Source organism: Clostridium sp. 1001271st1 H5, assembly GCF_005845215.1.
Lineage (GTDB): Bacteria > Bacillota > Clostridia > Lachnospirales > Lachnospiraceae > Enterocloster.
The window spans coordinates 717,063-743,071 of record NZ_SPHO01000001.1 but is presented as its reverse complement, the minus strand read 5'-3'; the positions used below and the strand labels follow the sequence as shown (position 1 = coordinate 743,071).

21 protein-coding genes are annotated in these 26,009 nt (G+C 50.9%); all 21 read right to left on the bottom strand.

Translation table 11 applies throughout. The annotated features are described in order from the left end of the window. Nucleotides 1-46: 46 nt before the first annotated feature. Nucleotides 47-1,225, bottom strand: a complete 1,179-nt coding sequence (locus FGS84_RS03200; protein WP_138306207.1) for an ABC transporter permease — start codon at nt 1,223-1,225, stop codon at nt 47-49. Next, nucleotides 1,209-1,931 carry an ABC transporter ATP-binding protein gene (locus FGS84_RS03195; protein WP_138306206.1) on the bottom strand — a complete coding sequence of 241 codons (723 nt, stop codon included), beginning with the start codon at nt 1,929-1,931 and terminating at the stop codon, nt 1,209-1,211. Before FGS84_RS03195 ends, FGS84_RS03200 begins: the two co-directional genes overlap by 17 nt. A gap of 92 nt (nt 1,932-2,023) precedes the next feature. Then, nucleotides 2,024-3,838: an HlyD family efflux transporter periplasmic adaptor subunit gene (locus tag FGS84_RS03190; RefSeq protein ID WP_138306205.1), complete on the bottom strand. Its 1,815-nt coding sequence runs from the start codon at nt 3,836-3,838 to the stop codon at nt 2,024-2,026. 14 nt (nt 3,839-3,852) lie between these two features. Beyond that, on the bottom strand, nt 3,853-5,019 hold the full coding sequence (locus tag FGS84_RS03185; protein ID WP_138306204.1) for an S-layer homology domain-containing protein: 1,167 nt from the start codon (nt 5,017-5,019) through the stop codon (nt 3,853-3,855). A 173-nt stretch (nt 5,020-5,192) separates the two neighbouring features. Next, complete coding sequence (gene cls / locus FGS84_RS03180; protein ID WP_138306203.1) at nt 5,193-6,743, bottom strand: cardiolipin synthase; 1,551 nt, start codon at nt 6,741-6,743, stop codon at nt 5,193-5,195. A gap of 173 nt (nt 6,744-6,916) precedes the next feature. Then, nucleotides 6,917-7,354, bottom strand: coding sequence for an Rrf2 family transcriptional regulator (locus tag FGS84_RS03175; protein ID WP_138306202.1), 438 nt, complete (start codon nt 7,352-7,354; stop codon nt 6,917-6,919). A 147-nt stretch (nt 7,355-7,501) separates the two neighbouring features. Further along, a complete protein-coding gene (locus FGS84_RS03170; protein WP_138306201.1) occupies nt 7,502-9,025 on the bottom strand; it encodes a VanW family protein in 1,524 nt (507 codons plus the stop codon). A 4-nt stretch (nt 9,026-9,029) separates the two neighbouring features. Beyond that, complete coding sequence (locus FGS84_RS03165) at nt 9,030-10,490, bottom strand: cytochrome c biogenesis protein CcdA (RefSeq protein WP_138306200.1); 1,461 nt, start codon at nt 10,488-10,490, stop codon at nt 9,030-9,032. A 64-nt stretch (nt 10,491-10,554) separates the two neighbouring features. Continuing rightward, nucleotides 10,555-11,943, bottom strand: coding sequence for an FAD-dependent oxidoreductase (locus tag FGS84_RS03160; protein ID WP_138306199.1), 1,389 nt, complete (start codon nt 11,941-11,943; stop codon nt 10,555-10,557). Between the two features lie 329 nt (nt 11,944-12,272). Continuing rightward, on the bottom strand, nt 12,273-13,550 hold the full coding sequence (locus tag FGS84_RS03155) for an aminotransferase class I/II-fold pyridoxal phosphate-dependent enzyme (protein WP_138306198.1): 1,278 nt from the start codon (nt 13,548-13,550) through the stop codon (nt 12,273-12,275). 41 nt (nt 13,551-13,591) lie between these two features. Next, nucleotides 13,592-14,695: a DUF362 domain-containing protein gene (locus FGS84_RS03150; RefSeq protein ID WP_138306197.1), complete on the bottom strand. Its 1,104-nt coding sequence runs from the start codon at nt 14,693-14,695 to the stop codon at nt 13,592-13,594. A 202-nt stretch (nt 14,696-14,897) separates the two neighbouring features. Beyond that, nucleotides 14,898-15,554, bottom strand: a complete 657-nt coding sequence (locus FGS84_RS03145; protein ID WP_138306196.1) for an SdpI family protein — start codon at nt 15,552-15,554, stop codon at nt 14,898-14,900. Further along, nucleotides 15,541-15,822, bottom strand: coding sequence for an autorepressor SdpR family transcription factor (locus FGS84_RS03140; RefSeq protein WP_138306195.1), 282 nt, complete (start codon nt 15,820-15,822; stop codon nt 15,541-15,543). The genes FGS84_RS03145 and FGS84_RS03140 overlap by 14 nt, the downstream gene beginning before the upstream one ends. A gap of 259 nt (nt 15,823-16,081) precedes the next feature. After that, nucleotides 16,082-17,227, bottom strand: coding sequence for a YARHG domain-containing protein (locus FGS84_RS03135; protein WP_138306194.1), 1,146 nt, complete (start codon nt 17,225-17,227; stop codon nt 16,082-16,084). Between the two features lie 47 nt (nt 17,228-17,274). Beyond that, nucleotides 17,275-19,188 carry a diguanylate cyclase gene (locus FGS84_RS03130; protein ID WP_138306193.1) on the bottom strand — a complete coding sequence of 638 codons (1,914 nt, stop codon included), beginning with the start codon at nt 19,186-19,188 and terminating at the stop codon, nt 17,275-17,277. Nucleotides 19,189-19,390: 202 nt separating this feature from the next. Continuing rightward, nucleotides 19,391-20,845, bottom strand: a complete 1,455-nt coding sequence (gene nagE, locus FGS84_RS03125; protein ID WP_138306192.1) for an N-acetylglucosamine-specific PTS transporter subunit IIBC — start codon at nt 20,843-20,845, stop codon at nt 19,391-19,393. Between the two features lie 177 nt (nt 20,846-21,022). Then, nucleotides 21,023-21,280 carry an HPr family phosphocarrier protein gene (locus tag FGS84_RS03120; RefSeq protein WP_138306191.1) on the bottom strand — a complete coding sequence of 86 codons (258 nt, stop codon included), beginning with the start codon at nt 21,278-21,280 and terminating at the stop codon, nt 21,023-21,025. Between the two features lie 20 nt (nt 21,281-21,300). Then, entirely contained in the window at nt 21,301-21,795 is a 495-nt protein-coding gene (locus FGS84_RS03115) for a PTS glucose transporter subunit IIA (RefSeq protein ID WP_138306190.1), read from the bottom strand. A 46-nt stretch (nt 21,796-21,841) separates the two neighbouring features. Then, the gene (locus FGS84_RS03110) at nt 21,842-22,672 is read right to left on the bottom strand and encodes a PRD domain-containing protein (RefSeq protein WP_138306189.1); all 831 of its coding nucleotides are present in this window, start codon (nt 22,670-22,672) and stop codon (nt 21,842-21,844) included. 262 nt (nt 22,673-22,934) lie between these two features. Continuing rightward, nucleotides 22,935-24,242: an O-antigen polymerase gene (locus tag FGS84_RS03105; RefSeq protein ID WP_138306188.1), complete on the bottom strand. Its 1,308-nt coding sequence runs from the start codon at nt 24,240-24,242 to the stop codon at nt 22,935-22,937. Beyond that, on the bottom strand, nt 24,242-25,963 hold the full coding sequence (ptsP, locus tag FGS84_RS03100) for a phosphoenolpyruvate--protein phosphotransferase (RefSeq protein ID WP_138306187.1): 1,722 nt from the start codon (nt 25,961-25,963) through the stop codon (nt 24,242-24,244). Before ptsP ends, FGS84_RS03105 begins: the two co-directional genes overlap by 1 nt. Nucleotides 25,964-26,009 lie beyond the last annotated feature (46 nt).

Here is a 26,009-nt window from a genome sequence, read left to right as displayed (position 1 = left end):
ATCTAATACAAAAGCAGCTGCCGGATTCAGTCCCGGCAGCTGTTCATCATTCGCTTCTCAGTGCGTCTATTGGGTTCAGATTAGCCGCGCGGCTGGCCGGCATATATCCGAACAGCAGCCCGATTCCAACGGATACGCTGAAGGATATGATAACGGCTGATAAGGTGGGGGTGGCCGACACTCCCACGGCAGCTCCCACCACGGTGGTGGCAACACAGCCCACCAGGATTCCGATAACGCCTCCCATGGAACTGGTCACCGCCGCCTCAATAACAAACTGCCGCATAATAGTTCCCTTATCCGCCCCCAGGGATTTGCGGATGCCGATTTCCCTTGTCCGTTCCGTCACTGATACCAGCATGATGTTCATGACGCCCACACCAGCCACCAGCAGGGAAATGCCCGCTATACCGCCTAACATGCCGCTCATCATGGCAATCTGCTCATTCAGGGAATCCAGCATCTCACTCATGGCCGTCACACGGTACAGGTCCTCATCCTTAAAGGTTTCGTACAGGAAATTCTTGATAACCGCAGTGCACTGGTCCGCCTTATTGGTGTCAAGAGCCGTGAATGTGTAGTTGTTAATGTTTGCATTTCTGGACATCTTCACAGCCACGCTGTAGGGAATCCACACAAAATCATCGGTTCCCCCGTCCTCCATGTTATCCTCGTCCTGTGCCTCCGCCACACCTATGATTTTAAAGGCGTAGCCGTCTATCTTAAGGGTCTGCCCAATGGCGTTCTGCGCACTGCCGTAAAGCTCATTTGCCACATACGCGCCTATGACGCACACCTTTTGCCGGGAGACAATATCCGAATAGGCGATGTTCCTGCCCGTCTCCAGGTCATAGGACTTGATTTCCAGATACTGTTCACTGCGGCCCGCCACGGATGTGGATGTCATGGATTCATCCCCGTATTTGATGGTGGAGGACAACGTCACATTGGGACTCAGTTCCCCGAACAGGTCTGTATGTTCCTCATAAAATGCATACATCCGGTCCACATCCAGGGAGCGGGAGGCCAGGTTGGTTACATTTACATTAATCTGGTTCACTCCCATACTGGCAAAGCTTTCCACCACGCTGCCCATATATCCGTTGACCAGACTTACCAGTATGATAACCGCGGCCACGCCGATGATGATTCCCAGCATGGTCAGGAATGAACGCATCTTGTTGCCCCAAATGCTTTTCAGGGCCAGCTTAAATGATTGCAGCATAGTCTTTTACATCTCCGTCAAAATTAATCTGCCCATCCTTTATCCTGACCACCCGCCTGGCTTCCATGGCAATGGCATTATCATGGGTAATCATCACAATGGTGTTTCCCTCCTCATTGAGCTGTTTGAGGAATCCCAGCACATCACGGCTGGTCTTGGAATCCAGGGCTCCGGTTGGTTCGTCAGCAAGTATCAGGGAAGGATTTCCGGCCAGGGCCCTGGCAATGGACACTCTCTGCTGCTGGCCGCCGGAGAGCTGGTTGGGCATGTTCTTCCATTTTTCCGTCAGCCCTACTTTTTCCAGGGAAGCCATGGCACGTTCCCTGCGCTCTGCATTCCCCACCCCTGCATACAGAAGAGGAAGCTCCACATTCTCCAGTATGTTAAGCTTGGGCAGCAGGTTGTACTGCTGAAAAATAAAACCAATCATCCTGTTGCGGATGCGCGCCAGCTGTTTGTCATCCATGATTCCCACATCCTCGCCTCCCAGAAGATATTCGCCGTCCGTGGGCACATCCAGAGCTCCTATGATGTTCATGAGGGTGGACTTGCCGCTTCCCGACTTGCCTACAATGGCCACAAACTCGCCCCGGTCTATCTTCAGGTTGATATCGTCGTTGGCCCGCACCTCTTCCCCTCCAAGATAATATATCTTATGGATATGTCTCAGCTCAATGAGAGCCTCTTCCTGACTGGTTTTGTCCATCTGCCACCAATTCCTCTCTGTCCTGTTCACGTCCCATTCAGGCCGGACTTACGTACGTAACGTTTTCTCCGCCTGACGGTTACCTGCCCGGTCTAACGGTTTCCTCCGGTCCCTCCGCGGTTTCCTCCCCCGCCGGACCCGCTGCGGTTTCCGCCGCCCATGTTTCCGCCTCCGCCGGGCGGACCGCCCATGCCGCCGTCCATCATCATCATGACGCTGCTGGTGCTGTTTTTGCTGGATTCAGACACATATACCACGTCGCCTTCCGAAAGGCCGCTTATGATTTCCACATATGTATCGCTTGCCAGACCTGTCTCCACCTTGACGGAACGGAATCCGGCAGGCACAGGTCCCTGCTGTTCAGTCACTGTGTCGTCCTTCACATAGACCTGGTTGCCTCTCATCAGCGCATCCACCGGTATGGCCAGCACATTATCCGCTTCCTCCAGGGTTATGACCCCGTCCACATTCATACCGGGCAGCAAATCCCCCATGTCATCCAGGGTAACGGTCACCGGATAGGTGCTTACCCCGTTGGAGTAGGTGCTCTCCAGGCTTACATTGGTCACTGTGCCTGAAAATGTCTGACCCTCAAAAGCGTCGGCCGCAACCTCCACCTTCTGGCCCACCTTTACCTTCTTGATATCCAGCTCATCTATGGACATCTCAAATGTCAGGCTGGACAAATCATAAATGGTGGCCAATACTGTGGTGCTGGAGCTGTTCTTGGTTATATTGTCTCCCACCTTAAAATTCTTTGTAATAACCTGACCGGAGATAGGCGCCTTTATGGTGTAATTATCATAGCTGTCCTGGGTGCTGTCCAACTTGTTCTGGGCCGACTCCACGCTCTCCTCCGCCTTGTCCAGCGCATCCTTGTAATTCTGAATCAGTTTATCCGCTGATTTATCTGTCATCTTAAATACAGGTGTTCCCCTGGTAACATAGTCGCCTACATTTACCAGAAGTGATTCCACCTCCACGCTGGCTGACAGGTCGGCATTCATGGTAGTGTCCACTGATGCCTCAAACACCCCATCCTCACTGCCTGTAAATTCCCCAATCCTGGCCGTGGCTTTCATGGATGTGGTCAAACCTCCGGGGTTCGGAACCAGTATGGTAACCACCCGCACCAGCCGTCCGCCTGTCAGGACGGTTTCCTGGTTTGCCACTGCCTTAACCGTTCCCGCCGCCTGTTCCCCCGTATCCGTCAGGGTGACTGCCGCAGGCATTCCGGCTCCTATAACAGCTGCTTCCCCGGATAAAAAAGGGATTCTTATTTCCATCACGTCATCGCTGTAAACGTCAGCCAGCTTGGTGTTGCCGCTCACCTTATCCCCGGGGCTGATATACAGTTCCTTGATATATCCTGTGTCGGTGGCTTTGTATGTGTTTCCGCTGTAATCACTCAGGGCGTCATTATAATCTTCCAGGGCATCCTCATAGGAGGACTGGGACCTGGCCAGGGAATTAACTGAGCTGGTCAGCTGGGACTCCATGCTGGACTTGTCAATTTCATAGAGCACCTGGTCCTTCTCCACCTGGTCTCCCTCTTCAAAGCCAGCGGACAATACCTCTCCTTCCACCATGGAAGTAATGCTGTATGTGTCTTTGGCCTTAAGGGTTCCCGATGAGGACAGTTCCGAGGTAATATCCCTGCGTTCCACCGCAGCCGTATTATGGGACTGTGCCTGGGCAGTGGCTGCCTTTGCCTTCATGCCTCTTAAGGTCATGGCCCCGGCGGCCCCGGCTCCCAGTATCAGCAGGAACACAACGGGCTTTACCCATTTTTTCTTTCCGTTTCCGCCCTTCCTTACCTGGGCAGCGGCTCCAGGCGCTGTATCTTTCTGAATTTTGCCCGGAGAGGGCTTTAAAAAGCGCAGGATGCCTTTCTTCTTCTCTTCCATACCGCACCTCACCCTTAATATTCTATGGCGTCAACTGCTGTGTAGCTGCTGCCGCTCTTATTGCATACCATGACCACTTCGTCTCCTACCTCTATGCTGCCATAGATGGAAAACAGGTATTGAAGCTCCGAGGAATTCAGGCTGATGGTGAGATATCCGTCCTCGTCAATTCCATCCTCCCCAAAATCACCGTCCGAATTGTCGTCATCAATCTCCAGGCGGATGGATGTGGGGGTCATCACGTCCGTGGACTTATAATAAATGTTCTTAACCTCGCCCTTTAACAGCACATAGGCGTTGTTGCCCTCCAGGTCATCGTCATCCCACCCCCTGGTGGTGTAGGCCCATATGGTCCTGGACTTTACATTGTAGTAGACAACGGCAAAGCCTGCATCCTGCTGGGATGTCTTCACTGCCTCCAGTGTGCTGGCTGTTCCGTTTAAAAACACATTGGCGTTTTCCGAACCGAAGGGCACGGACTGAATTACGCTGAAGCCCTTGCGCACCAGGATGGGTCCCTTGCGCTCATCATCCAGGATGGTAATGGGATTGATTTCCCCGTCAGAGTTAAGCTCGCAGTCCAGAACAGTCCCGTATATCTCGCTGCTGCCCTTTTTCTTAGTCTTCAGCAGGTTGTAGAATATGTTCATGCAGTCTGTCTGGTTCAGCACTTCCTCCGGCTGGCGGTTCACCTCCTCGTTCAGTTCCAGATAGTTGAATCTGGAAATGCGCGAGGATGCCAGGTCTCCGGTGAAATCCTCGTCTGAATAGCCCAGCATGGTCAGCAATGCCTTCACCGCGTCCTTATATGTAATGTATTCCTCCGGCTTAAAGAGCCCTCCCAGGAAACCGGTCATCCAGCCCTGGGACGCCGCTATGCGGATATAGACGGCATCCGGATGGGTGCCCGGCACATCCGCAAATACGGACACGCTGGAGGCAGGAAGGTTTTCCCGGTAGCTGGAGGCATTTACCAGCATCCTGGCAAAATCACCTCGGGTCACCTGTCCCGTGTAGTCCGTCACATTCAGAATGCCGGTCAGGTTCACCACCTGTTTTCTCATATCAAAGTTTGCGGATGATGTATTGGCCATAACGGTCATAGGCAGAGCTGAGGTCACTGCAGTAACAGCTGCCAGGGAACCGCATATGTAACGGCAGGCTGCATATGGTCTTTTCATTGCTTTTGCTCCTCTCAAATCAATGGTGTTATCCTTTATTTTTTAATACTCTATCACAGTAATGTGTTCATTTTGTGATAAGGGAACAAAATCAGCAACTAAAAAATGCCTGTGAACGCACAGATGAATTCCGGCTTTCCACAGACATATTTTCTGGTTTTCGTCATTGACAACTACATTAACGGGGCAATAAGGCGCATAAGACGTCCCAGCTTCTTCCCCATCCAACTGTAATTTTTGCAGTCCTCCATGGTGATAAGACTGCATTTTTTAAGTGTTTCCTCGAAATCCCGCTCCACGTCAAAAACCACCGGATTCCGGTAAATGTAGGCCGCGCATTCAAAATGCAGGTACAGGCTTCTGAAATCCAGATTAATGGTGCCAACCACCGCCTTCTCATCATCGCTGACAAATACCTTTGCATGGACAAATCCCGGGGTGTATTCGTAGATTTTCACGCCGGCCCGCGTCAAATCGGGATAATAGGTCCTGGCCAGCATGTAGGCATACTTCTTATCCGGTATATGGGGCATAATCAGCTTTACGTCAATGCCCCGCTTGGCAGCATAACTCAGGGCATTGACCATCTCATCGTCCAGAATCAGGTAGGGCGTCATAATATGGACATAATTCCTGGCCTGGTTCAGGATATCCAGATAGACCCGCTCTCCCACCTGCTCACGGTCCATGGGACTGTCCCCATAGGGCAGCACAAAGCCGGAATGGTCCGCGGCCAGGGGATGCTCATAGTCTGCGGGAACAGCGTATTTCCCATAATTCTCCGGCTGTTTTTCCGTCACGTTCCACATCTGCAGAAACATCATGGTAAAGCTCTGAACCGCATCTCCCTTCAGCATGATGGCCGTATCCTTCCAGTGACCGAACCGCACCTTGCGGTTAATGTACTCGTCCGCCAGGTTCACTCCGCCTGTAAAGGCCGTATGTCCGTCTATGACCACAATCTTCCTGTGGTCCCTGTTATTCTGATAGGTAGATAAGGTGGGCTTAATGGGCGAGAACATCTTGCAGCGGATGCCCTTTTTCTCCAGCACCCTGGGATAATGGTACGGCAGGAGCATAAGGCAGCACATACCGTCATACATGACCCTGACCTCCACTCCCTCCCTAACCTTCTCCTCCAGCACCTCCAGGATACTGTCCCACATGTATCCCCGCTCCACAATAAAATATTCCATGAAAATAAAGTGCCGGGCCCCCTTAAGCTCCCTCATGAGCGCCTCAAACTTATCCTCTCCCAGAGGAAAGTATTCCACATGGGTGTTGCCGTAGGCGGGATACCCTGCATGGTCCTTCATGTAGTCAATGAGGTGGCTGCTTCTCTTGCTGGCCTCCCTGATTCGCTCCTGGACCGCCTCATCCTGCCTGAGATAGGGAGCTGTGTCCCCTATGGTTTTCTTCAGGCGGCGGGCCAGAAGCTTTGTCTGGAACTGCATCTGCACAAAGATGTACAGCAGGACGCCAAACACCGGAATCACCAGAACCGGCACAATCCAGGCCAGCTTAAAGCTGGAGTTAATGGGTTCATTGAAAATATAGATGATGACAGCCGCACTCAGAAGGATGGATATGGCGTATACAATGTGCATGTACTCTTCCAGCCACCGGAAGGCTCCAAACAGAATTCCCACCTGTATGGCCATGAACAGAACCACAAAGGCCGTCCTTCCAAATATAATCCGGAATAATCCCCTTAGTTTCTTCATCCTGTCCCTTTTCTCCTCTCGCGTCGCTTAAAAACCCCTGGCAAAAAACCGGCCTCGGCCGGTGTGACTCACGAAAGCGTGTCAGAAAATTGCGTTCCGCCAGCTGTGCGTCCCACTTTGTGGGAAACGCCGGGAATGAATTTTCAAACACGCTCAGGGGTAATCCTTTGTCTTTATACGGCCGTTTCAGCCCTTTGTGTACCGGTGAAAATCTTACTGTCCAAATCAGCAATGGTCACTTTCTCTAAATATGCCTGACAGCACTGGTTCAGCTCTCCATAGAGCTCATCCATAATTCCTGCCATGCCTGACGATATGAGACAGGCCATGTGAGGATTGCCGCTTTTCCAGGAAGCAGCCACAAAGGGCGTATCCAGGGCCTCAGCCACCATGGACAGATTCACGTCCCTGCTGTCACGGTGGAACAGATAACCGCCGTCCACCCCTTCCTTTGTCTTCACAAGGTCCGCCTTCTTAAGCTTTGCCATGACCTTACGTATCCTGGCAGCATTGGTACAGACATTCTCTGCAAGTCCTTCGCTGGAATACACAGTCCCCTTGTGATTCAAAAAAACCAGCGCATGCACCGCAATGGTAAATTCACTTGTCACTTTTCCGATTCCCCTTTCCTACCTGTAACAGCCTGCTGCTGTCTTACCCTAAATCATACCATTTTTCACAGGAAAATGCACTTGTTTTTTCATATCATACATTATATCACAGCCTGTGCAGCGTCAACTCCCGCTGACCAGACCCAATCATGAGCCAAACGGAATGATTGCCTCCCCGGCCGTTCCTTCCGTTGTTCCCGCTGTCTGTCCTTCCTGATTGTTTTCTCCTGCATCTGCCTGGGGCTGGTCCCCTGCAGACGGCAGGGCAGCTGAATTATGCTGTATCTTAGCGGGCTTTGCTTTGTAGGTACTGGTGTAAAGAAAGGTTTCTTCCTCCACCTGACCGTCTTTTGTGAGAATGCGGTATGATTTCCAGACCGAGCCCGGCTGGGCCTGCTCCACTATCTTCTCTTCCCCGTATGCCAGTTCCGGGTTTTCCTCATAAACAGGCTCCGGCGGTTCCAGGTCCCTGACCTTTTCTGAACGCATGGAAATGCGTTCATTCTCTTCCAGCAAGGGCAGACCGACAATGGAAAGCTTCAGCTGTTTTCCGTCAAAGGACGCCCTAAGGCCAATGGCAGTGTCCTGGGTATTGACAAATTTAAGGTCGGGTCCTGCATAGCCGTCAAAACTAACCATGGCATCCTGTCCCCTATCAATATAACTGGGCGCAAAGCTGTGGAAATTCCGCTCCGTTGTCTTGTATCCTGAATTGATGATGGCATGGTACAGCGTGGTGGAAACCTGGCACACGCCGCCGCCCGGTTCCTCTATCAGGACACCATTCCTGTAGGCACCGGCGGGCTGGTAGCCCTTTTCGCTGGTGCGGTTGCCTGTGGCCAGGTTAAAGGAGAATTCCTCCCCGGGCTTTAACACCACACCGTCTATGGCATCTGATGCAAGACGGATGTTCTGGTTCCTGTTCTTATTATCCGTTGTGGTGGTGGTAAAGGTACCAATTACCTTGTACTGGTCCCTGGCCTGGGCAGCCGTCCGTTTGGGCGCTATGGAATCAAAGGCCGCCTGGATTTCCGTCCGGAACTCACCCTTTCTGGCTGCCTCCATCAGTTCCTCCACCAGCTGCTCCTGCTTCAGGCTGCGTCCATACTGTTCCTGGGTATAGCGGTAGGTCTTTGCGTCCTTGTCAAAGGATTCCATCTGGGAATCCGCCGCCCCCCTGTCCCATTTTTGGGCCAGCTCCGCTGCCTGTCCCGCAAATGCCTGTTCCAGACGGTCATAATCCAGCTCATAGCTCTGGGGCTTATCCCTATCCGCGTGTTCTATGGTTTCAAGTATTTTATCCAGCTGGGGACCTGTGAGGTCTTCCAGGGCAATGCTCTCTTCCCCATCCCGGACCTTCATATCCCAGCGGTATGCCTCCCTTATCTTGGATGCAGCCTGTTCCATGGTCAGTCCGTCCAGCTTTATATTTCCAACCGATACGTTTCCCAGACGTCCTGAATCCAAAGCTCCTGTCATTTCCGTGCTGCCCGGTGTTTCTATGCTTACCTGGGCTCCTTTGGCCTCCCGTCCCCTTTCCCTGATTCGTGCTGCTGCTCCGTAGATTATGACAGCCGCAGCCAGAGCTGACAGGAGCCATGCCTTACGGACCGTTACTCTTGTCCTTCTATGGTATTTTCTTCTTATGGCTCTGGCTCTGCTTCTGTTCATCTTTCTATCTCCGTTTTCCTTCCATTGTCTGTTCTATGATATTTTTCATCATGTCCTCGTTCAGCTGTCCGCTGGCGTATCCGAATACGTTTCCGTCCCTGTCAATCATAAACGTGGTGGGATAAGAATAGATGCCGTATGCGCTGAACAGCTCGCCCGTGGTATCCATGAGCACCGGATATGTGTATCCGTTTTCCTCCAGGAATTCTTTGATTCCCTCTTCCGATTTTTCATTGCCATATCCCGGTCCGGCCACCCCCAGTACAATAAGGGCGTCATCCCCTTCCGTATCATAGGTTTCGTATATTTTCTGTATATCCGGCATCTCTGCCCGGCAGGGCGGACACCATGTGGCCCAGAAATTTAAGAATATGGTCTTTCCCTTGTAATCTGACAGGGAATGGGTATTGCCGTACTGGTCCTTAAGCGTAAAATCAACGGCTGGAAGCACATCCTGTTCTCCGGCGCCGGACTGGTCCGTCCCATTTTCTTCCCCTGCATTTCCGTCTGCTGCATTGGCTTTATTTGTATCCGGTGTGTCAGACGGATTCACTGCACCTGCGGTCTTTTCTTCAGCGGTATCTGCTTCTTCTGCCCCATCTGCGGTTTTGGTTTGAGCCTTAATACCTTCTGTTTCAGATTCGCTGTCACCGGATTCGGACTCCGTATCAGCAGCCGCCGGGGTTTTGCCGCCCTTTCCCGGCTCCTGGCTGCCCTGGACCGAAGACTGGGACTGGAACCTGGAAAGGTATCCTGTCACTGCATTCATTCTTCCGGTAAACATCAGAAGGCCCATGAAAATCATCAGGATTCCTCCCACCTTCACCGTGTATTTCACCACATTGCCATGGGTCTTAAAGAATTCCAGCAGAGAAGTGGTGAACAATCCCACTGCAAGGAACGGCAGTACAAATCCCAGTGTATAAACTCCAATCAGGCCAAAGGCCAATGCCTTTGTACTGGCAGATGCCGCCATGAGAAGAACGCTTGCAAGGGCCGGTCCCACACAGGGCGTCCATGCAAAACTGAAGGTAAAGCCCATAACCAGGGCAGTCACCGGCGACATGGCCAGCATATCCAGCTTGAAAGGCAGCCTGTGCTCCTTTCCCATGGCTCCGCTCTTACCAAAAAATCCCAGTTGATAAAATCCAAAGAGCACCACCAGGATTCCTCCCACCCTGGCAAAGAAAAGCTGGTTGCTCTTAAAGAAGGTTCCCAGGGTGGAGAATCCCAGTCCCAGCAGGAAGAAGGCAAAGCTGACGCCGATGACAAAACAGAGCGTGTGAAGCATTACCTTGCTCCGTTCATAGTGCATGCGGCCGTCCTCACCGCGCTTCCCGGTACCGCCGGAGAGATACCCGATGTATAAGGGTATGAGGGGCAGGACGCAGGGAGAGAAAAAGCTGACCAGTCCCTGTATGAATACCGTCAGAACCGGTACGCTGATATCGAATGAAAATCCCATAGGTGTGTCTCCTTTTTATGTGTGATGTTTTGTGTCATATATTCTATCTTTTTTTGTGACATTGTCATACTGCAAATAAATCATTAAAGGCCTCGCTCATGGTCGGATGGGTGTAGATGGTATCCCTCAGCACCTGATATGGCACCTTTGCATCCATGGCAAGCTTAATCAGATTAATCATCTCATAGGATTCCTGGCAGAACAGGTGGGCTCCCAGAATTAGTCCTGTCTCCTCATCTATCACTGCCTTAAGCAGCCCGGCCGGCTGTTCCAGCACCTGGGCCTTTGGAATGGCTGCCGCCGCCAGTCTGGCTATCTTTACCTTATAACCCTTTTCCACTGCCTCTTTTTCACTTAATCCCACTCTGGAGAAAGGCGGAATCAGGAAAACACTGTAAGGCACAGCGCCTCTTTTCTTCAATGTGTAGCTTCCATCTCCCAGAACCTTGGACTTCACGATTCTGAAATCATCCAGGGAAATGTATGTAAACTGCAGTCCGCCCCTCACATCGCCCATGGCATAGATATGAGGCGCTGTGGTGGTCAGGGAATCATCCGTTACAATCCCGCCTCTGGGTCCTACCTGGACACCGGCTGCTTCCAGATTAAGTCCGGCTGTATTTGGCCTGCGCCCTGTGGCTACCAGGACAGCCTCGGCCTCCAGCTTCTGAACTTCCTTTCCTGTATCCACAACCACCAGGGCCCTTCCTTCGGCCTGTTCCAGCGCCTTTACCCTGACCCCGGTCATGACATGGATGCCTCTGGACTCCAGGGACTCCCTGACAGCTCCTGCAATTTCCTCATCCTCCCTGGGAAGGAATACATCTCCATCCTGAAGTATGGTCACTTTTGAGCCAAAACTTGCATATATGGAAGAAAATTCTACGCCTATGTAGCCGCCGCCGATGATAACCAGCCTGGCCGGCAGCCGGGTCAGGTTCAGAAGGCCTTCGCTGGTGTAAACATAGGGATTTCCTTTCAGTCCCTCGATGGGAGGTATGAAAGCGGATGAGCCTGTATTAATAAATATCTGCTCTCCTTCCACCTGGAAGGTCCTTCCGTCTTTCTCCACTTCCACCACATGAGGTGACTGGAAACTGGCGGTTCCATCAATCACTGTAATGTTGGGGCTGCTGTCCAGTTTCTGGTAATTCTTTCCCCGAAGCCGCGCTGTCAGGTCTTCCTTCTGCTCCATGGCTGCTTTATAGGCTGCGGCCTTCTCCTCAAAGGATCCGCCCTTGGCCGCTGCCAGCCCTGCCCTGTACACCAGTGATTTGGTAGGAATACAGCCCACATTAATACAGGTACCGCCATACATTTTTGAAGACCGCTCTATAAGCGCCACCTTTTTCCCGGCCGCCCCAAGAGCTCCTGCCATGGTCTTTCCGCCTTTTCCAAAGCCGATTATAACTGCATCGTATTTTGTCCTGTTCTCCTTCATATTCTCCTTCATCGCTATTCTCCTTATCTATATGTAATATCGTTTGTTACAGTTCATACTGTAACTATACATGATACAGTTATCTTTGTCAAGCATTTTATTTGACTTATTATCGGTTCATGTTACGGCTGATTGTATCCGGCAAAAAGTACTGGCCATCAGTAAACATCAACCTGCCGTTAAGCCATCCTCTTCTTGAAAAATGCAGACACAATATCCCAACTGCCAAAGGAGCTGTCCGCTTACATCGTTACTGCAAGCGGACAGCTCCCTTTCTGTCTGTCACATATGTTAGCCACACAAGGTTTTAAACCCTGCCGGACTCTGCTTTCTCAAACCTCTTAATCTTCCAACGCCTGGCGGATATCCTCAATAATATCATCGGCAGACTCCAGTCCAACGCTGAAACGAATCATGGACGGGTCCACGCCCGCCTCCACCAGCTGTTCATCCGTAAGCTGACGGTGGGTATGGCTGGCCGGATGAAGCACAGCTGTCCTGGAATCAGCCACATGGGTTTCAATGGAGCACAGCTTCAGCTTATCCATAAACACGGAAGCCGCCTGACGCCCGCCCTTTAAACCAAAGGAAATAACGCCGCAGGTGCCCTTCGGCATGTATTTTTGGGCCAGCTCATAATACTTATCCCCCGGAAGTCCCGGATATTTCACCCAGGCCACATCCTCCCTGGACTGAAGATAGGAAGCCACCTTAAATGCGCTCTCACAGTGTCTTGGCATCCTTAAATGAAGGGTTTCCAGGCCAATATTGATGAGAAATGCATTCTGCGGGGACTGGATGGAACCCAAATCCCTCATAAGCTGGGCTGTGGCCTTCTGGATATAGGCCAGCCTGCCAAATTTCCGGGTATACACAATGCCGTGATAAGACTCGTCAGGCTCTGTCAGACCTTTGAATTTGTCATGATGGGCCTCCCAGTCAAAGTTGCCGCTGTCCACAATACATCCGCCCACCGTAGCTGCATGGCCGTCGATGTATTTTGTGGTACTGTGCGTGACAATATCCGCCCCCCACTCAAAGGGACGGCAGTTAATGGGGGTTGCAAAGGTATTATCCACAATCAGAGGCACCCCATGACTGTGGGCAAGACGTGCAAACTTTTCAAAATCCAGCACGGTCAGGGCGGGGTTGGCAATGCTCTCCGCAAATACCACCTTAGTGTTTGGCCTGAATGCCTTTGCCAGTTCCTCCTCGTCTGCATCCGGATTCACCAGGGTGCACTCCACTCCCATTTTGGGGAAGGTAACAGTGAACAGATTGGTGGAACCGCCGTATATGGTGGAGGAGCTGATTACATGGTCTCCTGCCTGGCAGATATTAAGGATTGCATAAAATGTGGCTGCCTGACCTGAGGAAGTGAGCATGGCTCCCACGCCGCCCTCCAGCTGGCAGATTTTTGATGCCACTGCGTCATTGGTGGGGTTCGCCAGCCTGGTATAGAAATAACCGTTCTCCTCCAGGTCAAAAAGACGGCCCATCTGCTCGCTGGTTGTATACTTAAAAGTTGTGCTCTGGTAGATAGGAAGCTGTCTGGGCTCGCCGTTCTTCGGCTCCCATCCTCCCTGTAAACAGATTGTGTCTAATGATTGTCTGCTCATATTTCCTGTATCCTCCTTATGGTCAGGTTCTGAATGGTAATTTAGATGGTAATGAGATTGTATTCCTTATTGCCAAGTCCCAGCTTCACAGCGTGGTCAATGCAGGTCTCCCAGTTTGTATCCGGATGTGTATTGATGAAATGGTCATGGCTATGATGGTCCTGTTCCGCCAGGAAACTTCCGGCAAGCACGGGCTGGCGGTTTACCGCATCCACGCAGGCCATATCCAGGGCTACCGGGTCAAATGAGGCAAACATACCCACGTTAGGCACAATGGGGGCATCATTTTCCGAATGGCAGTCACAGTTGGGGGATACGTCCACCACCAGGCTCACATGGAAATTAGGGCGTCCCTTCAGCACTGCCAGGGAATATTCGGCAATCTTCCGGTTCAGGATATCATTGGCCTCATCACACATGGAATCCACTGCGTCTACGGGACAGGCGCCGATGCAGCGTCCGCATCCAACGCACTTGTTTGTGTCAATGGAAGCCTTGCGTTCCCGGACCGTGATGGCGCCGTGGGCGCAGTTTCTCTGACAGGCGCCGCATCCAATACATGTATCCGTATGTACAAACGGCTTGCCGGCATTGTGCATTTCCATCTTACCGGCTCGGGAGCCGCTGCCCATGCCCAGGTTCTTAAGGGTTCCGCCGAACCCGGTGGCCTCATGGCCCTTAAAATGGGTCATGGAAATGACGATATCCGCATCCATGATGGCCCGGCCAATCTTTGCTTCCTTTACATACTCTCCGTCAATGGGAACCAGGGCTTCATCCGTTCCCTTAAGGCCGTCGGCAATGATAATATGACATCCCGTGGTAAAGGGATTATAGCCATTTTCATAAGCAGCGTCCAGGTGGTCCAATGCATTCTTTCTCCGCCCTACGTAGAGGGTATTGCAGTCGGTCAGAAATACCCTGCCCTTCTGGGACCGGATTAAATCCACCAGAACCTTGGAATAGTTGGCACGCAGATAAGCCAGGTTTCCAGGTTCACCAAAGTGAATCTTGATTGCAGTGTATTTGTTGTTAAAGTCAATATCCATCATGCCGGCCTTTTTCACCAGTCTCTCCAGCTTCTGCAGGAGATTTTCCGTAAGTGTGGTCCTCATGTTGGTGTAATATACATTTGATACTGCCATGATGTCCTCCTTCTGATTCATTATCCCGTTTATTATACTTCAAACCCTCCATTTATTCAATCCTGTATGTGACGGCACCATGCCTAAATTTTCCTCAGCCAGCATTTCCTCCCGGTATTACAGATATTCTGCACATTACAAAAGACCCTGCACAAAGCAGGGCCGTTTATATGATTCCATGAATTTTAAATAACGTAACCGTCTAAATCCCTTTCTGCTTCTTGCGGTAAATCAGATAGGAGTACACACTTGGAATCAGGACCATTGCCATGAAAACAAGAAAGAACAAAGACGCCAGATGAAAAAAGCCCATAACCAGCATCAGTATGCCCCCTGCCGTCCATACATACCCTGCCATGCGGTGGGTTCTGTTCCAGTTATCTTCATCTGCCAGAGTCCATGGAAGCTTGATGCCCATAGTATAATTCTGCCTGCATTTGGGCAAATAATTGCCTGCCGCCACAAACATCAGTGCTATGGGGATGCTTACCAGACTGCCCACGTCAATGTCCATACCGATTCCGGACAGGACAATCACAAACTGGACCATTACGGCCAGCAGAACCACGAACCACCGCGAAATCTGTTTTAATTCCATGGAACGGTTGATATTCTCCCGTTTGGGGTCAATCCGGTAAATTACATTTACCATGGCTGCCATGAGAAGCATAAAGGCAGGTATGCCAAACGCCGCCATGTTGCGGCTGGAATAACCGTTGACCACATTGTCCGAACCCCAGTGGGTGGGAACCTGCTCCGGCAGGCGGTTATAAAACAGCAGGGAAATAAGAAAGGGCACAAAGGCCAGCATCCAGTATAATATATCCCACTTGGATATTTTTCTGTTAATCTTCTTCATGTTTGTCTTCCTCCATTAATGAATGCAGCCAGGAAAGGACTTCCTGGAATACGGTGGTATTCAGCTCATAATAAATATATTTTCCTGATTTCCGGTCCTCTATGAGACCTGCCTGCCTGAGTATGTTCAGGTGGTGGGAAATGGTGGCACCGGTTGTGTCAAAATGCTCCACAATCTGCCCCGCGGTCATGCTTCCCTGCTTTAACAGATTGAGTATCTCCCGGCGGGTGGGGTCGGACAGGGCCTTAAATGTATCACCAAAGGACATGGACGGCATGCCTCCTTTCGCTTTGCCTGATTTTGTACAGGGTAACTTGCTTATACAGAGTAACTTGCGGCACCGGTTCTTTATCTGGTGTATCATCATTTAGATATTTTTCTAAATATCTAAATGTATTATACCAAACCTTCTGATATATGTCAAGAAGGAGGAAAACATAATGCGTTCCGGTTATATATCCCGGGCATATGTTTTCCTCCCACGCTGTCAGCCCCAGCTGATAATCCAATGGATACAGGCTTTTGGGTTACTCTGTCTGGTTTTCCATCTCAACCGCCAGTTTCAGATTGGCTTTCTCATATTCATTAAAAAGGGTTGTATCAAAGGTATCGGCAGGACACTCACCTGAATACCATGTAAATGTACTGAAAAATTCATTCCAGAATTCATTCTTAAAAATATATCCATGACGGGCGTAAATTTCATTGCGGAACACCGGTATCAGCTCCGGCCTCCAGCTTATCTGCTGCATTTCTTCCATGGAATAATATCTGGTGCCGGAATCAAAGACAGGAGAATCATAGTTACCGGGAACTTCTCCCACAGGATATATGCCGGCTCCGCCTTGCTCCACTTCCTTTTTATAGGCCGATATAACATAATGCAGGGCCTCTGGCGTAGGGGCCTTGGCATCCGCCTTGCAGATACCAAGATAATCCCATATGATTTCGTTGGACAGGAACTGGTATCCCGACGATACCTTTTTCAGGGTCACAATGCTTTCCAGATTAAACTGGCTGTATCCGTCTGAAAGGCACCATATCCTGTATTTTCCGCTATCCGTCTCACCTCTGGCGCAAAAGAAGCTTCTCATGTTGGTATCGCCGTGTTCGGCATAATACCGGTCATACCGGGGCAGATAAACCCACTGAAGACCTGTTTTCATACGGTCAAGCGTCAGGCCGGTCTTCTCTGCCAGGAACGCGTCAATCTGTTCTGTTTCCAGCCTCACCATGTCCGTATAGAGCTCTGGCTGTCCAACGGTTTCCAGATACATATCCCGTTCATCCTCTGTAAGCTGGGGCTGTTCCAGGCCGGCGCCTGAATAAAACACTTCATCCAGGTTAATATATTCCGGACTCCGGTAATCAGACAAAAGAAATCCATAGTTGTCAGCCCGGTTCAGATATTCCTCAAAGCCGCGCAGCTCCTCTTGCGTCAGAGGACGCTTTGGCACGTCCGCCGCGGTCTGGTCCGCAGCACTGTCCGGCGGGCGGGAGTCTTCCTGGCTGACAGAGCCGGCCGTATGATTGTTTCCTGATGCTTCTGTATTATCCATGTCCCCGGTTTCTGTGCGGCATGCCGCCAGACCCAGCATGGCGGACAGCACGGTCAGGGCCAGCATACCCCTTAGACACCTGGCTGCCATGCATTTCTTTTTATTATATTTCATGTAAACCTGTCCTCCTCACTGTCTGAATCAGCGTCAGCCTGCCCCTGCTATTCCCTGACCCACGCCGCCTTGCAGGCCCGTTTTGCCTCATACATGGCATCATCCGCCTTCTTTAACAAAATGGCCGTCTCCATGCCGTCCTCCGGATAAAAAACGTATCCGGCTGAAAAACGAACCGGGATATGCTCCTTGTTTCCCAACTCCACCGTACATGTTTCCATGGCTTTTATGAGACTTAATTCGTATTCCATTAATTCCTCTTTTGAGGTGCATCCGTAAAGGAACAGGGCAAACTCATCCCCGCTGAGACGGGCTGCAATGCACTGACGGCTGCCGCAGCTTTTTAACAGGGCTGCTATGGCTGCCAGATACCGGTCCCCGTTTTCATGGCCGTACCTGTCATTGACCTGCTTCAGGTTGTCTGCATCGGCCATTAGCATCATGCCGCGGCCCAGTTTTTCCGGTTCCTCAAACAACTGTTCCATACGGCAGTAAAATGCCCTTCTGTTGTACATGCCTGTCAGAAGGTCAATGTCCCGTTCCCTCTCTATCTTTTTCTTTTCCCTGATGTCATCCGTGACATCCACTATCATGCCCAGCACGCTGTTCTCCCGTTCAAAGGATTCCAGACGGATATAACCCGGGGCAGTGCCCTCCAATTGATATATCCCGTTCTCCCGGTCCAGGGGATGATTCCTGAGTTCGCCCAGCTTCTCCTCAAACAGATGATGGTCTGCCAGAAGTTCTTCTGCTTCCTGCTCCTTTAGCCGGAGGATATCCGCCAGACGGGTGGTTGCCATAACACGCTTCATGTCGCGGTTGTATTCGTATACACCTATGGGTACTTTGGCCATTTCCAGAATGCGGGATATTTTGTTGGTGGTATCCAGCAGACTTTCCACCATTTTGTTTATCTGGAAGCTCAGTTCCCTGAATTCGGGCGTACTGTCCACCTCCACACGGGTGTCCAGGTTTCCTCCGGTTATTTTCCCCAGTTTCTTTTGGATGGAGGATATCCCTGTTAAGATATAATGGTCCATGTCCCTGGATATAAACAGAATCATCAGCAGCGATATGCCCATAAGGTATGCTGCTACCATCAGGGTGCTGCGGTTTACTTCCCGGTACAGGGATGCACTGGTTGACGACAGGCCCAGTATGGCGGAGCTGCTCCGTCCGAAGACGCAGTAGCTGTCTTCGCTGTTTATGACTGCCCTGACTCCCCGGTCGGTAATGGATAGCTGTTCTGGGTGAAGCCCGATTTCCTGGATTTGTTTTCCCACCAGGCTTTCGTCCGTGGACCCCAGGATGACGCTGCTTTCCGGGTCTATGGCGTATATGGTGGAATCCTTTTCTGAGGTCACCAGGGAAAATATGTAGGAAAGCTCGGTCCGCTTCATGGAATCTAAAACCGTTGTGGGCTCTAACCCTACCTGGATAATGCCCTTCCGGTCTTCACGCCAGACCGCTGCATACTGCATCAGCTTTCCTTCTGCCGTGTTGGGGGTTATATCCTGGCACATCTGAAGATGATAGTCCTTCAGCATGGGCAGGAAAAACTGCATCTGCCGGCCGGAGCTGAAGTTTAGGCCAAAGTATTTGGGTTCGGAACCAGCGTAGAGATTTCCCTGGGTGTCAAACAGGTGAAACTCGTCTACCTGCAGCAGGCGGGCTATCTTTTGCATCTCCTGCTGGTCTTTTGTAACCTGGGGACGGTCCTGTAGGATGTAGGCAATGGCTTTGGCGCGGATAAAGCATTGCTCTTTTAGGTTTTCTCTTTCTTTTTCCGCCTCGTTTTCGTTTTGGTCCAGGATTTGGCCAACCTGCCAGAACATTTCCCGGGCGCTGGTATACATTTCGTTTCGGGCGTTGTGGATTTCTACATAATAGTTGATAAGGAGAGTGATTAACATGGCTGTCAGGATTACCATACACAGACGCTTGCGGATAATTTGCTTCATTTACCGGCACCCTCCTTTTTCTTTGGGTTGATGGGTACATTATATTATGCCTTAAATTATAGGATAGCATATTTGGGGCGGGGGAACAAGAGGGTGGACAGGGATAATATAGGGATAATAAGCATACGGCAAAAAAGGCCCCGGGAAAGAGAAAGGTCTCTTCCCCGGGGCTTTTTCGGCCGCATATCTGCCCGGCTCATTGCTATAGCATTTTTTGCATCTCGTCCGCTACGAATTGTACTTTGGTTCCTACTATTACCTGTACAGAGGTCTTGCTTGGCCTCATGACGCCTGCTACGCCTGCGGATTTTATCTTTTTCTCATCTACTAATGTGTAATCTTTTATCTCTAATCTCAGTCTTGTAATGCAGTTATCCAATGATACGATATTTCCCTTGCCGCCTAATCCTTCTAATACAATGGCAGCCACCTTGGTGAAATCGTCGTTTGCCAGTACAGCTGACATTTCCGCATCTAAATCTTCTTTCTCACGTCCCGGTGTCGGAAGGTCGAATTTGGTGATAACAGCGCGGAATACTACGTAGTAAATAACTGCGAATACAACGCCCTGTACCAACAGCATGAATGGCTGGTTGGCCATTGGCAGCCTGCAGCTGAAGATGAAGTCAGTGACGCCTGCGCTGAAGCAGAAGCCTGCAGTCCAGTGGAATGCGGCTGCTACTGCTACGGAGATACCGGTCAGAACAGCGTGTACAAGGTACAGTCCGGGAGCCAGGAACATGAAGGAGAATTCCAGGGGCTCGGTTACGCCGGATACAAAGGATGCAACTGCGCCTGCAATCAGGATACCTGCTGCATACTGCTTCTTCTCCGGCTTTGCTGTCTGGTACATTGCAAATGCTGCAGCAGGAAGACCGAACATCATAACCGGGAAGAAACCTGCCTGGTACATACCGGTTACGCCCTTGATTCCGCCTTCTGCGAAGCCCCAGAACTTGTTGATGTCGGCAATGCCGGCAATATCAAACCAGAATACTGCGTTCAGTGCATGATGCAGTCCGGTGGGAATCAGGAGACGGTTTGCAAATGCATAGATACCAGCGCCTACAGGGCCAAGTCCCATGATGTGCTCGCCAACCCACACAAGGGCATTGAACAGTGCCGGCCATACAAAGTACAGGATGGCGGACTCTGCAACCATTACAAAGGAGGTAACGATGGGCACACAGCGCTTTCCTGAGAAGAAAGCCAGTGCGGTGGGCAGCTTTGCGCTGCTGAACTTATTGTAGCAGACAGATGCCGTGATACCGGAAATAATACCGATAAAAGCATTGTCAATCTTGGAGAAGGCCAGAGGTGCTTCCTCAACTCCCATCATAGTGGCAACAACGCCGCTGTTAAGTACAGTGGTAACGGTCAGGAAGGCAACCAGACCTGCAAGACCTGCTGCACCGTGCTGGTCCTTTGATAAACCGATTGCCACACCAACTGCAAACAGCATGGGCAGCTTGTCGATTACGGCGCTTCCAATCTTCACCAACGCAAAACCAATTACCTGGATAATACCGGTTACGTCACCGCCCTGCATGGTGGAAGGACACATGGCATAGCCGATACCCATCATAATAGCTGCAACCGGCAGAACGGCAACAGGAAGCATGATGGCCTTACCTAGTTTCTGCAAATACTTCATCATAACATAAATCCCCTTTCTTTTTTAGAGACTCCTTCTATACTTTTCCCGTAGGAGTACTCTGAATTACATTTTGATAAATACTCTATTCAAACCCGTTCCCGGGTTTAAATCACTGTTGTTTGTTTCCCGGACCAGCCTGCCGGCTGGTCCGCACCCGCATATCCAACGGACCGGACATCAGGCATCTGCGGACAGGACAGCCTCCACTTCCTTCATGGCGTCCTCTTCGTCCGGTCCTTCTATACGGAAGATGACCTCATCTCCAGCCACTGTATTCATGGCCATGATGCTCATGACATCCTTTCCGTCCGCCCTGCGGTCCCCGCAGATGATTTCCACGGAGGAGCTAACGCGCAGCATCCTGACCATAAGCATGGCGGCCGGTCTTGCGTGAAGCCCCATTTCGTCTTTTAAGATAAAGCTCCGCTCAATCAACTCATACCCACCTTTATTCGTTACAGTTTGATGATGGCGGTCTCCCCTGCCTTTGCTTCCATCCCGGACACACATTCCATCTTCGGGAACTGGGGCGTATTGCAGATGATGACCGGTGTGGTTACATCATAGCCGGCTTCCTTAATTTTATCTATATCAAAGTCCAGAAGAAGGTCGCCCTGCTTTACCTTATCTCCCGCAGCCACATGGGCCTCAAAATACTGTCCCTTAAGCTGTACCGTGTCCAGTCCGATATGGATAATCAGCTCTGCGCCGTTGTCCGTCTGCATGCTGATGGCGTGTTTTGTGTCAAATACCATGGTCACCAGTCCGTCTGCCGGCGCAACCACCCTGCCGTCTGCCGGCACGATTGCTGTTCCCTTGCCCAGAATCTCCTGGCTGAAGGTGGGGTCGGCTACCTGGCTCATGGGAATGGCTGTTCCGTTCACAGGCGCTGCAATTATCTTCTCTTCCTTTTCTTCTCCCCCGAATAACTTCTTAAATGTTCCAAACATCCTTACTGCTCTCCTTTCATGTCCACTCAGGGACCCTGCAAAAAAATTATTTAGTCCTGATACGTTTGATGTGCAGGGCCAGGTAAGCCACTTCCTCCTCTGTCACCTGATGCCCGTACTGCAGCTTGATGAGCGCCTGTATCTTCTGGCTGCAGGCATATTCCTCCGGATAGAGACGGTCGATGACCTCCTGGAATTCCAGGTTATCCAGATTCATATGCTCCCCTGTAAATACCCGCTGTGCCAGAAAGCGCAGATGAGTGATGAACCTCTCATAGCTGAGGGACTGCTCATCCAGCTCTATATTGAAATACTCCCTGACCACCTCCGATACCTGCTGTATCAGATTGGTGATTTTAATTGTATCACCCATGGGCGCATCATACTCTGCATTGACGATGTGCAGGGCAATGGAAGCTGCCTCGTCCACCGGGAGCTTTACTCCCAGGTCCCTTTCAATCATGGCAATGGCATATTCGCCAATCAGGTATTCCGCGTGGTAAAAGCTGCGGACCTCCCTGATTAAGGGATTGGAAAACATCATCTTTTGTTTGTAACGTTCCAGTGCAAAATTTATATGGTCCGTAAGGGTGATATACACATTTGGGTTAATGGGTCTGTTGAGGACCTCTTTGGCATAACTGATGATTTCTGCTGAAATCTGTACATGCTCCATGGGAAGATTCACAAGCAGTTCCTTAAACCTATCCATGGTGTTCTGACTCTCCAGGCGGAATATCTTCTCCACCTTCTCCTCATCAATAGGACTGCCTTCCTTTGCCTTAAAGCCAACGCCTCTTCCCATGACGATAATTTCCCTGCCCTCTTCATCGCAGGTACTCACTACATTATTATTAATTATTTTCGCTATTTTCATAATTGCTCCTGATGAAAACAAAAAAACCAACTTTGTTAAAGAGACCCATCTACGCGTACACGCGGGTACTCATCATCCCCTTAACAAACTTGGTTTTGCCTGCCGAACAGTAACAATCCTTATTAATTATTTAATTGTAACTTCCAAAGATTTACTTCACTAACAGCATCATAGCAAATCTTAAGATAAAAGTCAACAATATTTTATATAATTTTTATATTTACCCCCACTCCCCTTGTCACAATTCCCCACACAACCCTTGTCAGGACTTGACATACATGTAAATAATACCTGTGACAGCCAGATAAAACCAGGTGGCCGGGTTGGAAAACCAGGTGGTGAAAAAAGACAGCATCATATACATGGCAATCTGTGCATAAATCACATGGCCCGCAGGACATGTCATCTTCCGCCTGCGCCTTACCAGCCAATAGCATGCAGCCCCCAAAAGCCCGCCAAAAAGCACCATGCCAAAGACGCCGAAATCATAGTAGGCGTCATAGAACAGGGTAAGGGTGGTCAGCTCCTTTTTGGTCACAAAAAGCGGAAAGCTCACCAGGACCGGAAACAGGAACTTAAGGCCTGTCAGGGCCCAGACCGGAAACAGCATGCGGAGCCCAAAGCTGTGGGAGGCCAGCTGCTCCACCAGACAGTTGAAATTATCGTAGTTATTGGCAATATACATATAGGGCTGTGTAATAAAAATGGGCATGCGGCTGTTCTTCATCTCAAAAATGCCGTTCAGGTATTCCACGCTGTGGCTGCGCATAATGGTCAGCAACAGGTAGGCCGGAATCATGCAGGCCATCAGAACACCCACATAGACCAGGCTGAAGGTGCCGCTCATGGAAATATAGGTAAACGCAGCCATGCCCACTGCCAGTATCAGCTGGAACCTGGACACGCAGAGCACCGGTACGGCCAGGGACAGCACCACCAGAAGCAGTCCCAGCCAGAAGCCCTGGTCCCTGGTCAGTCCCCTTCCCCTGCGGGATATCATAAGGCTGTAAACCACAAACAGGCTGGGCACCAGCACACAGGACACCGTAAAATAGTGTACTCCGCTGACATGAAAATAGGAATAGGCATGGGGCACACCGTATGAAAACAGCGGCACAAAGCCCAGCTTCCACGCCTCAAAGAAAAAGGCGAGGAAGGACACGGCCACCAGCCCTGCCATGGAATGAAGCAGCCTCTTAGCCTGCAGCGGCGATTCAGCCGAGGCGTAAAAGCGGTAGACAGACTGCATGTCCGCAGCGCTCCAGCCGTCATATATCCGGTGCAGCACCTCAAAGGCAATCCAGAAAGCAGCCACAGCCAGGCCCAGGCAGACCCATGTCATGACGCTCCAATCCGTCTGAAGCCGGCTGAGCTTAAAGCAGGAAATGCCCTGTCCGCCCACAAAAAAGAGGCAGAAAAGCCCCCTCAAATGAATCAGGTTGCCTGTCTCCCTGTAATCCTTGCCATACAGCCACAAGGCTGCTGTAATTAAAACCAGCCCAGACAGCATATAAAAATGCTGCCGGGCCAATATAAAGCTTATGATATAACAAACCAGATAAACTGCCATTAATCCGTAACCTTCTCCACAAAATCTCTCATGTATTGTTCTATTTCTGCTGCTGTGGCAAAGCTCATGGCCTTGTCAGCCACTGCCTGGAGTTCCTCTGCACTGTACTGTGTAACCATCTTTCTGGCCTTCAGGATGGCGGACGCGCTCATGCTGAACTCGTTAAGTCCAAATGCCAGAAGCAGCGGAATCATCATTGGGTCGCTTGCTGCCTCGCCGCACATGCCTACCATTATGCCGGCCTCACGGCCGCAGGCAATGATATGCCGTATGCTTCTGAGCACTGCCGGGTTAAAGGTGGAATACAGATAGGACACCTTTTTATTGCCCCTGTCAACCGACATGGTGTACTGGGTCAAATCATTGGTGCCGATACTGAAAAAGTCCACTTCCTTTGCAAAGATATCTGCAATCAGGGAAGCTGCTGCTGTCTCCACCATGATGCCCACCTGGATGTCTTTGTTGTATGCAATGCCCTTTTCATCCAGTTCCTTCTTGATTTCCTCCACAAGAGCCTTAGCCTGACGGTACTCCTCAATACAGGTCACTAAGGGAACCATAATCCGGATGTTGCCGAATGCGCTTGCCCTTAAAAGCGCCCTCAGCTGCGGCTTATACACATCCTCCCTGCGATCCAGGCAGAAACGGATGGCCCGGTAGCCCAGGAATGGATTCTCGTCCTTTTCCAGGCCCATGTATGGAATCTCCTTGTCGCCTCCGATATCCAGTGTGCGGATGATAACAGGCTTGCCGTTCATGGCAGCAGCCACCTTCTTATAGGCCTCAAACTGTTCTTCCTCCGTAGGCATGGCACTCCGGTCCATGAACAGGAACTCAGTGCGGAACAGTCCGATACCCTCGCCGTCATACTGCAGTACCTTGTCCACGTCCTCAGGCTTTCCGATGTTAGCCACGATTTCCACCTGCACGCCGTCCTTGGTGACGGACGGTTTGCCGATATACTGCTCCAGCTCCTTCTTTTCCACCAGGAACTGCCTTCTCTTTTCCTCGTAATCAGCCATCACAGTCTGGTCCGGGTTCACATACACCTCACCGGTGCTGCCGTCCAGCACCACCTGGTCCCCGTCCTTCACGCCGTCCAGAAAGCCGGTGACAGCTACCACGGCCGGAATCTCCAGAGCCCTTGCCAGGATTGCGCTGTGGGAGGTCTTGCCGCCCAGCTCCGTGACAATACCGGTCACATTGGCCGGATTAATTCCGGCTGTCATGGACGGAGTCAGGTCCTTCGCAACAATAATACTACCCCCGGGCAGGGATGAGATGTCCACGGACTGGATTCCCATAAGCATCTGCTGCATACGTGTCTTGATGTCGCGCATGTCCGTTGCCCTCTGCTGCATCAGTTCGTCTCCCATGGAGGCAAACATATCCGCATACATATTGCACACATTCTCAATGGCAAACTCGGCGTTCACATTGTCGTTCCTTATGGAGTTCTCAATCTCGCCTGTCAGCATAGGGTCTGCCAGAAGCATCATATGCCCCTGCATGATTTCAGCTTCCTTCTCTCCCACTCTGGTTGCCAGGTCCTCAGCCAGCTTTTCCGTGGCTTTCATGGTTTCATCCAGCGCTCCCTTAAAACGCTGCACTTCCCCTTCCACATCGCTTACGGTCTGTCTGGCAATCACCAGTTCGGCCTCCTCCACAATCACTGCTTTTCCAATCCCGATTCCAGCAGAAGCGCTTGTTCCCTTGTACATACTCTTGTACCTCCTTATTAAAAATTCATTTATACTCACAACCTTT

What these genes read in the sequence shown, in the direction of transcription:
- FGS84_RS03200 (WP_138306207.1), bottom strand. Translation starts at nt 1,225, where the DNA reads ATGCTGCAATCATTTAAGCTGGCCCTGAAAAGCATTTGGGGCAACAAG.
- FGS84_RS03195 (WP_138306206.1), bottom strand. Translation starts at nt 1,931, where the DNA reads ATGGACAAAACCAGTCAGGAAGAGGCTCTCATTGAGCTGAGACATATC.
- FGS84_RS03190 (WP_138306205.1), bottom strand. Translation starts at nt 3,838, where the DNA reads ATGGAAGAGAAGAAGAAAGGCATCCTGCGCTTTTTAAAGCCCTCTCCG.
- FGS84_RS03185 (WP_138306204.1), bottom strand. Translation starts at nt 5,019, where the DNA reads ATGAAAAGACCATATGCAGCCTGCCGTTACATATGCGGTTCCCTGGCA.
- cls (WP_138306203.1), bottom strand. Translation starts at nt 6,743, where the DNA reads ATGAAGAAACTAAGGGGATTATTCCGGATTATATTTGGAAGGACGGCC.
- FGS84_RS03170 (WP_138306201.1), bottom strand. Translation starts at nt 9,025, where the DNA reads ATGAACAGAAGCAGAGCCAGAGCCATAAGAAGAAAATACCATAGAAGG.
- FGS84_RS03165 (WP_138306200.1), bottom strand. Translation starts at nt 10,490, where the DNA reads ATGGGATTTTCATTCGATATCAGCGTACCGGTTCTGACGGTATTCATA.
- FGS84_RS03160 (WP_138306199.1), bottom strand. Translation starts at nt 11,943, where the DNA reads ATGAAGGAGAATATGAAGGAGAACAGGACAAAATACGATGCAGTTATA.
- FGS84_RS03155 (WP_138306198.1), bottom strand. Translation starts at nt 13,550, where the DNA reads ATGAGCAGACAATCATTAGACACAATCTGTTTACAGGGAGGATGGGAG.
- FGS84_RS03150 (WP_138306197.1), bottom strand. Translation starts at nt 14,695, where the DNA reads ATGGCAGTATCAAATGTATATTACACCAACATGAGGACCACACTTACG.
- FGS84_RS03145 (WP_138306196.1), bottom strand. Translation starts at nt 15,554, where the DNA reads ATGAAGAAGATTAACAGAAAAATATCCAAGTGGGATATATTATACTGG.
- FGS84_RS03140 (WP_138306195.1), bottom strand. Translation starts at nt 15,822, where the DNA reads ATGTCCTTTGGTGATACATTTAAGGCCCTGTCCGACCCCACCCGCCGG.
- FGS84_RS03135 (WP_138306194.1), bottom strand. Translation starts at nt 17,227, where the DNA reads ATGAAATATAATAAAAAGAAATGCATGGCAGCCAGGTGTCTAAGGGGT.
- FGS84_RS03130 (WP_138306193.1), bottom strand. Translation starts at nt 19,188, where the DNA reads ATGAAGCAAATTATCCGCAAGCGTCTGTGTATGGTAATCCTGACAGCC.
- nagE (WP_138306192.1), bottom strand. Translation starts at nt 20,845, where the DNA reads ATGATGAAGTATTTGCAGAAACTAGGTAAGGCCATCATGCTTCCTGTT.
- FGS84_RS03115 (WP_138306190.1), bottom strand. Translation starts at nt 21,795, where the DNA reads ATGTTTGGAACATTTAAGAAGTTATTCGGGGGAGAAGAAAAGGAAGAG.
- FGS84_RS03110 (WP_138306189.1), bottom strand. Translation starts at nt 22,672, where the DNA reads ATGAAAATAGCGAAAATAATTAATAATAATGTAGTGAGTACCTGCGAT.
- FGS84_RS03105 (WP_138306188.1), bottom strand. Translation starts at nt 24,242, where the DNA reads ATGGCAGTTTATCTGGTTTGTTATATCATAAGCTTTATATTGGCCCGG.
- ptsP (WP_138306187.1), bottom strand. Translation starts at nt 25,963, where the DNA reads ATGTACAAGGGAACAAGCGCTTCTGCTGGAATCGGGATTGGAAAAGCA.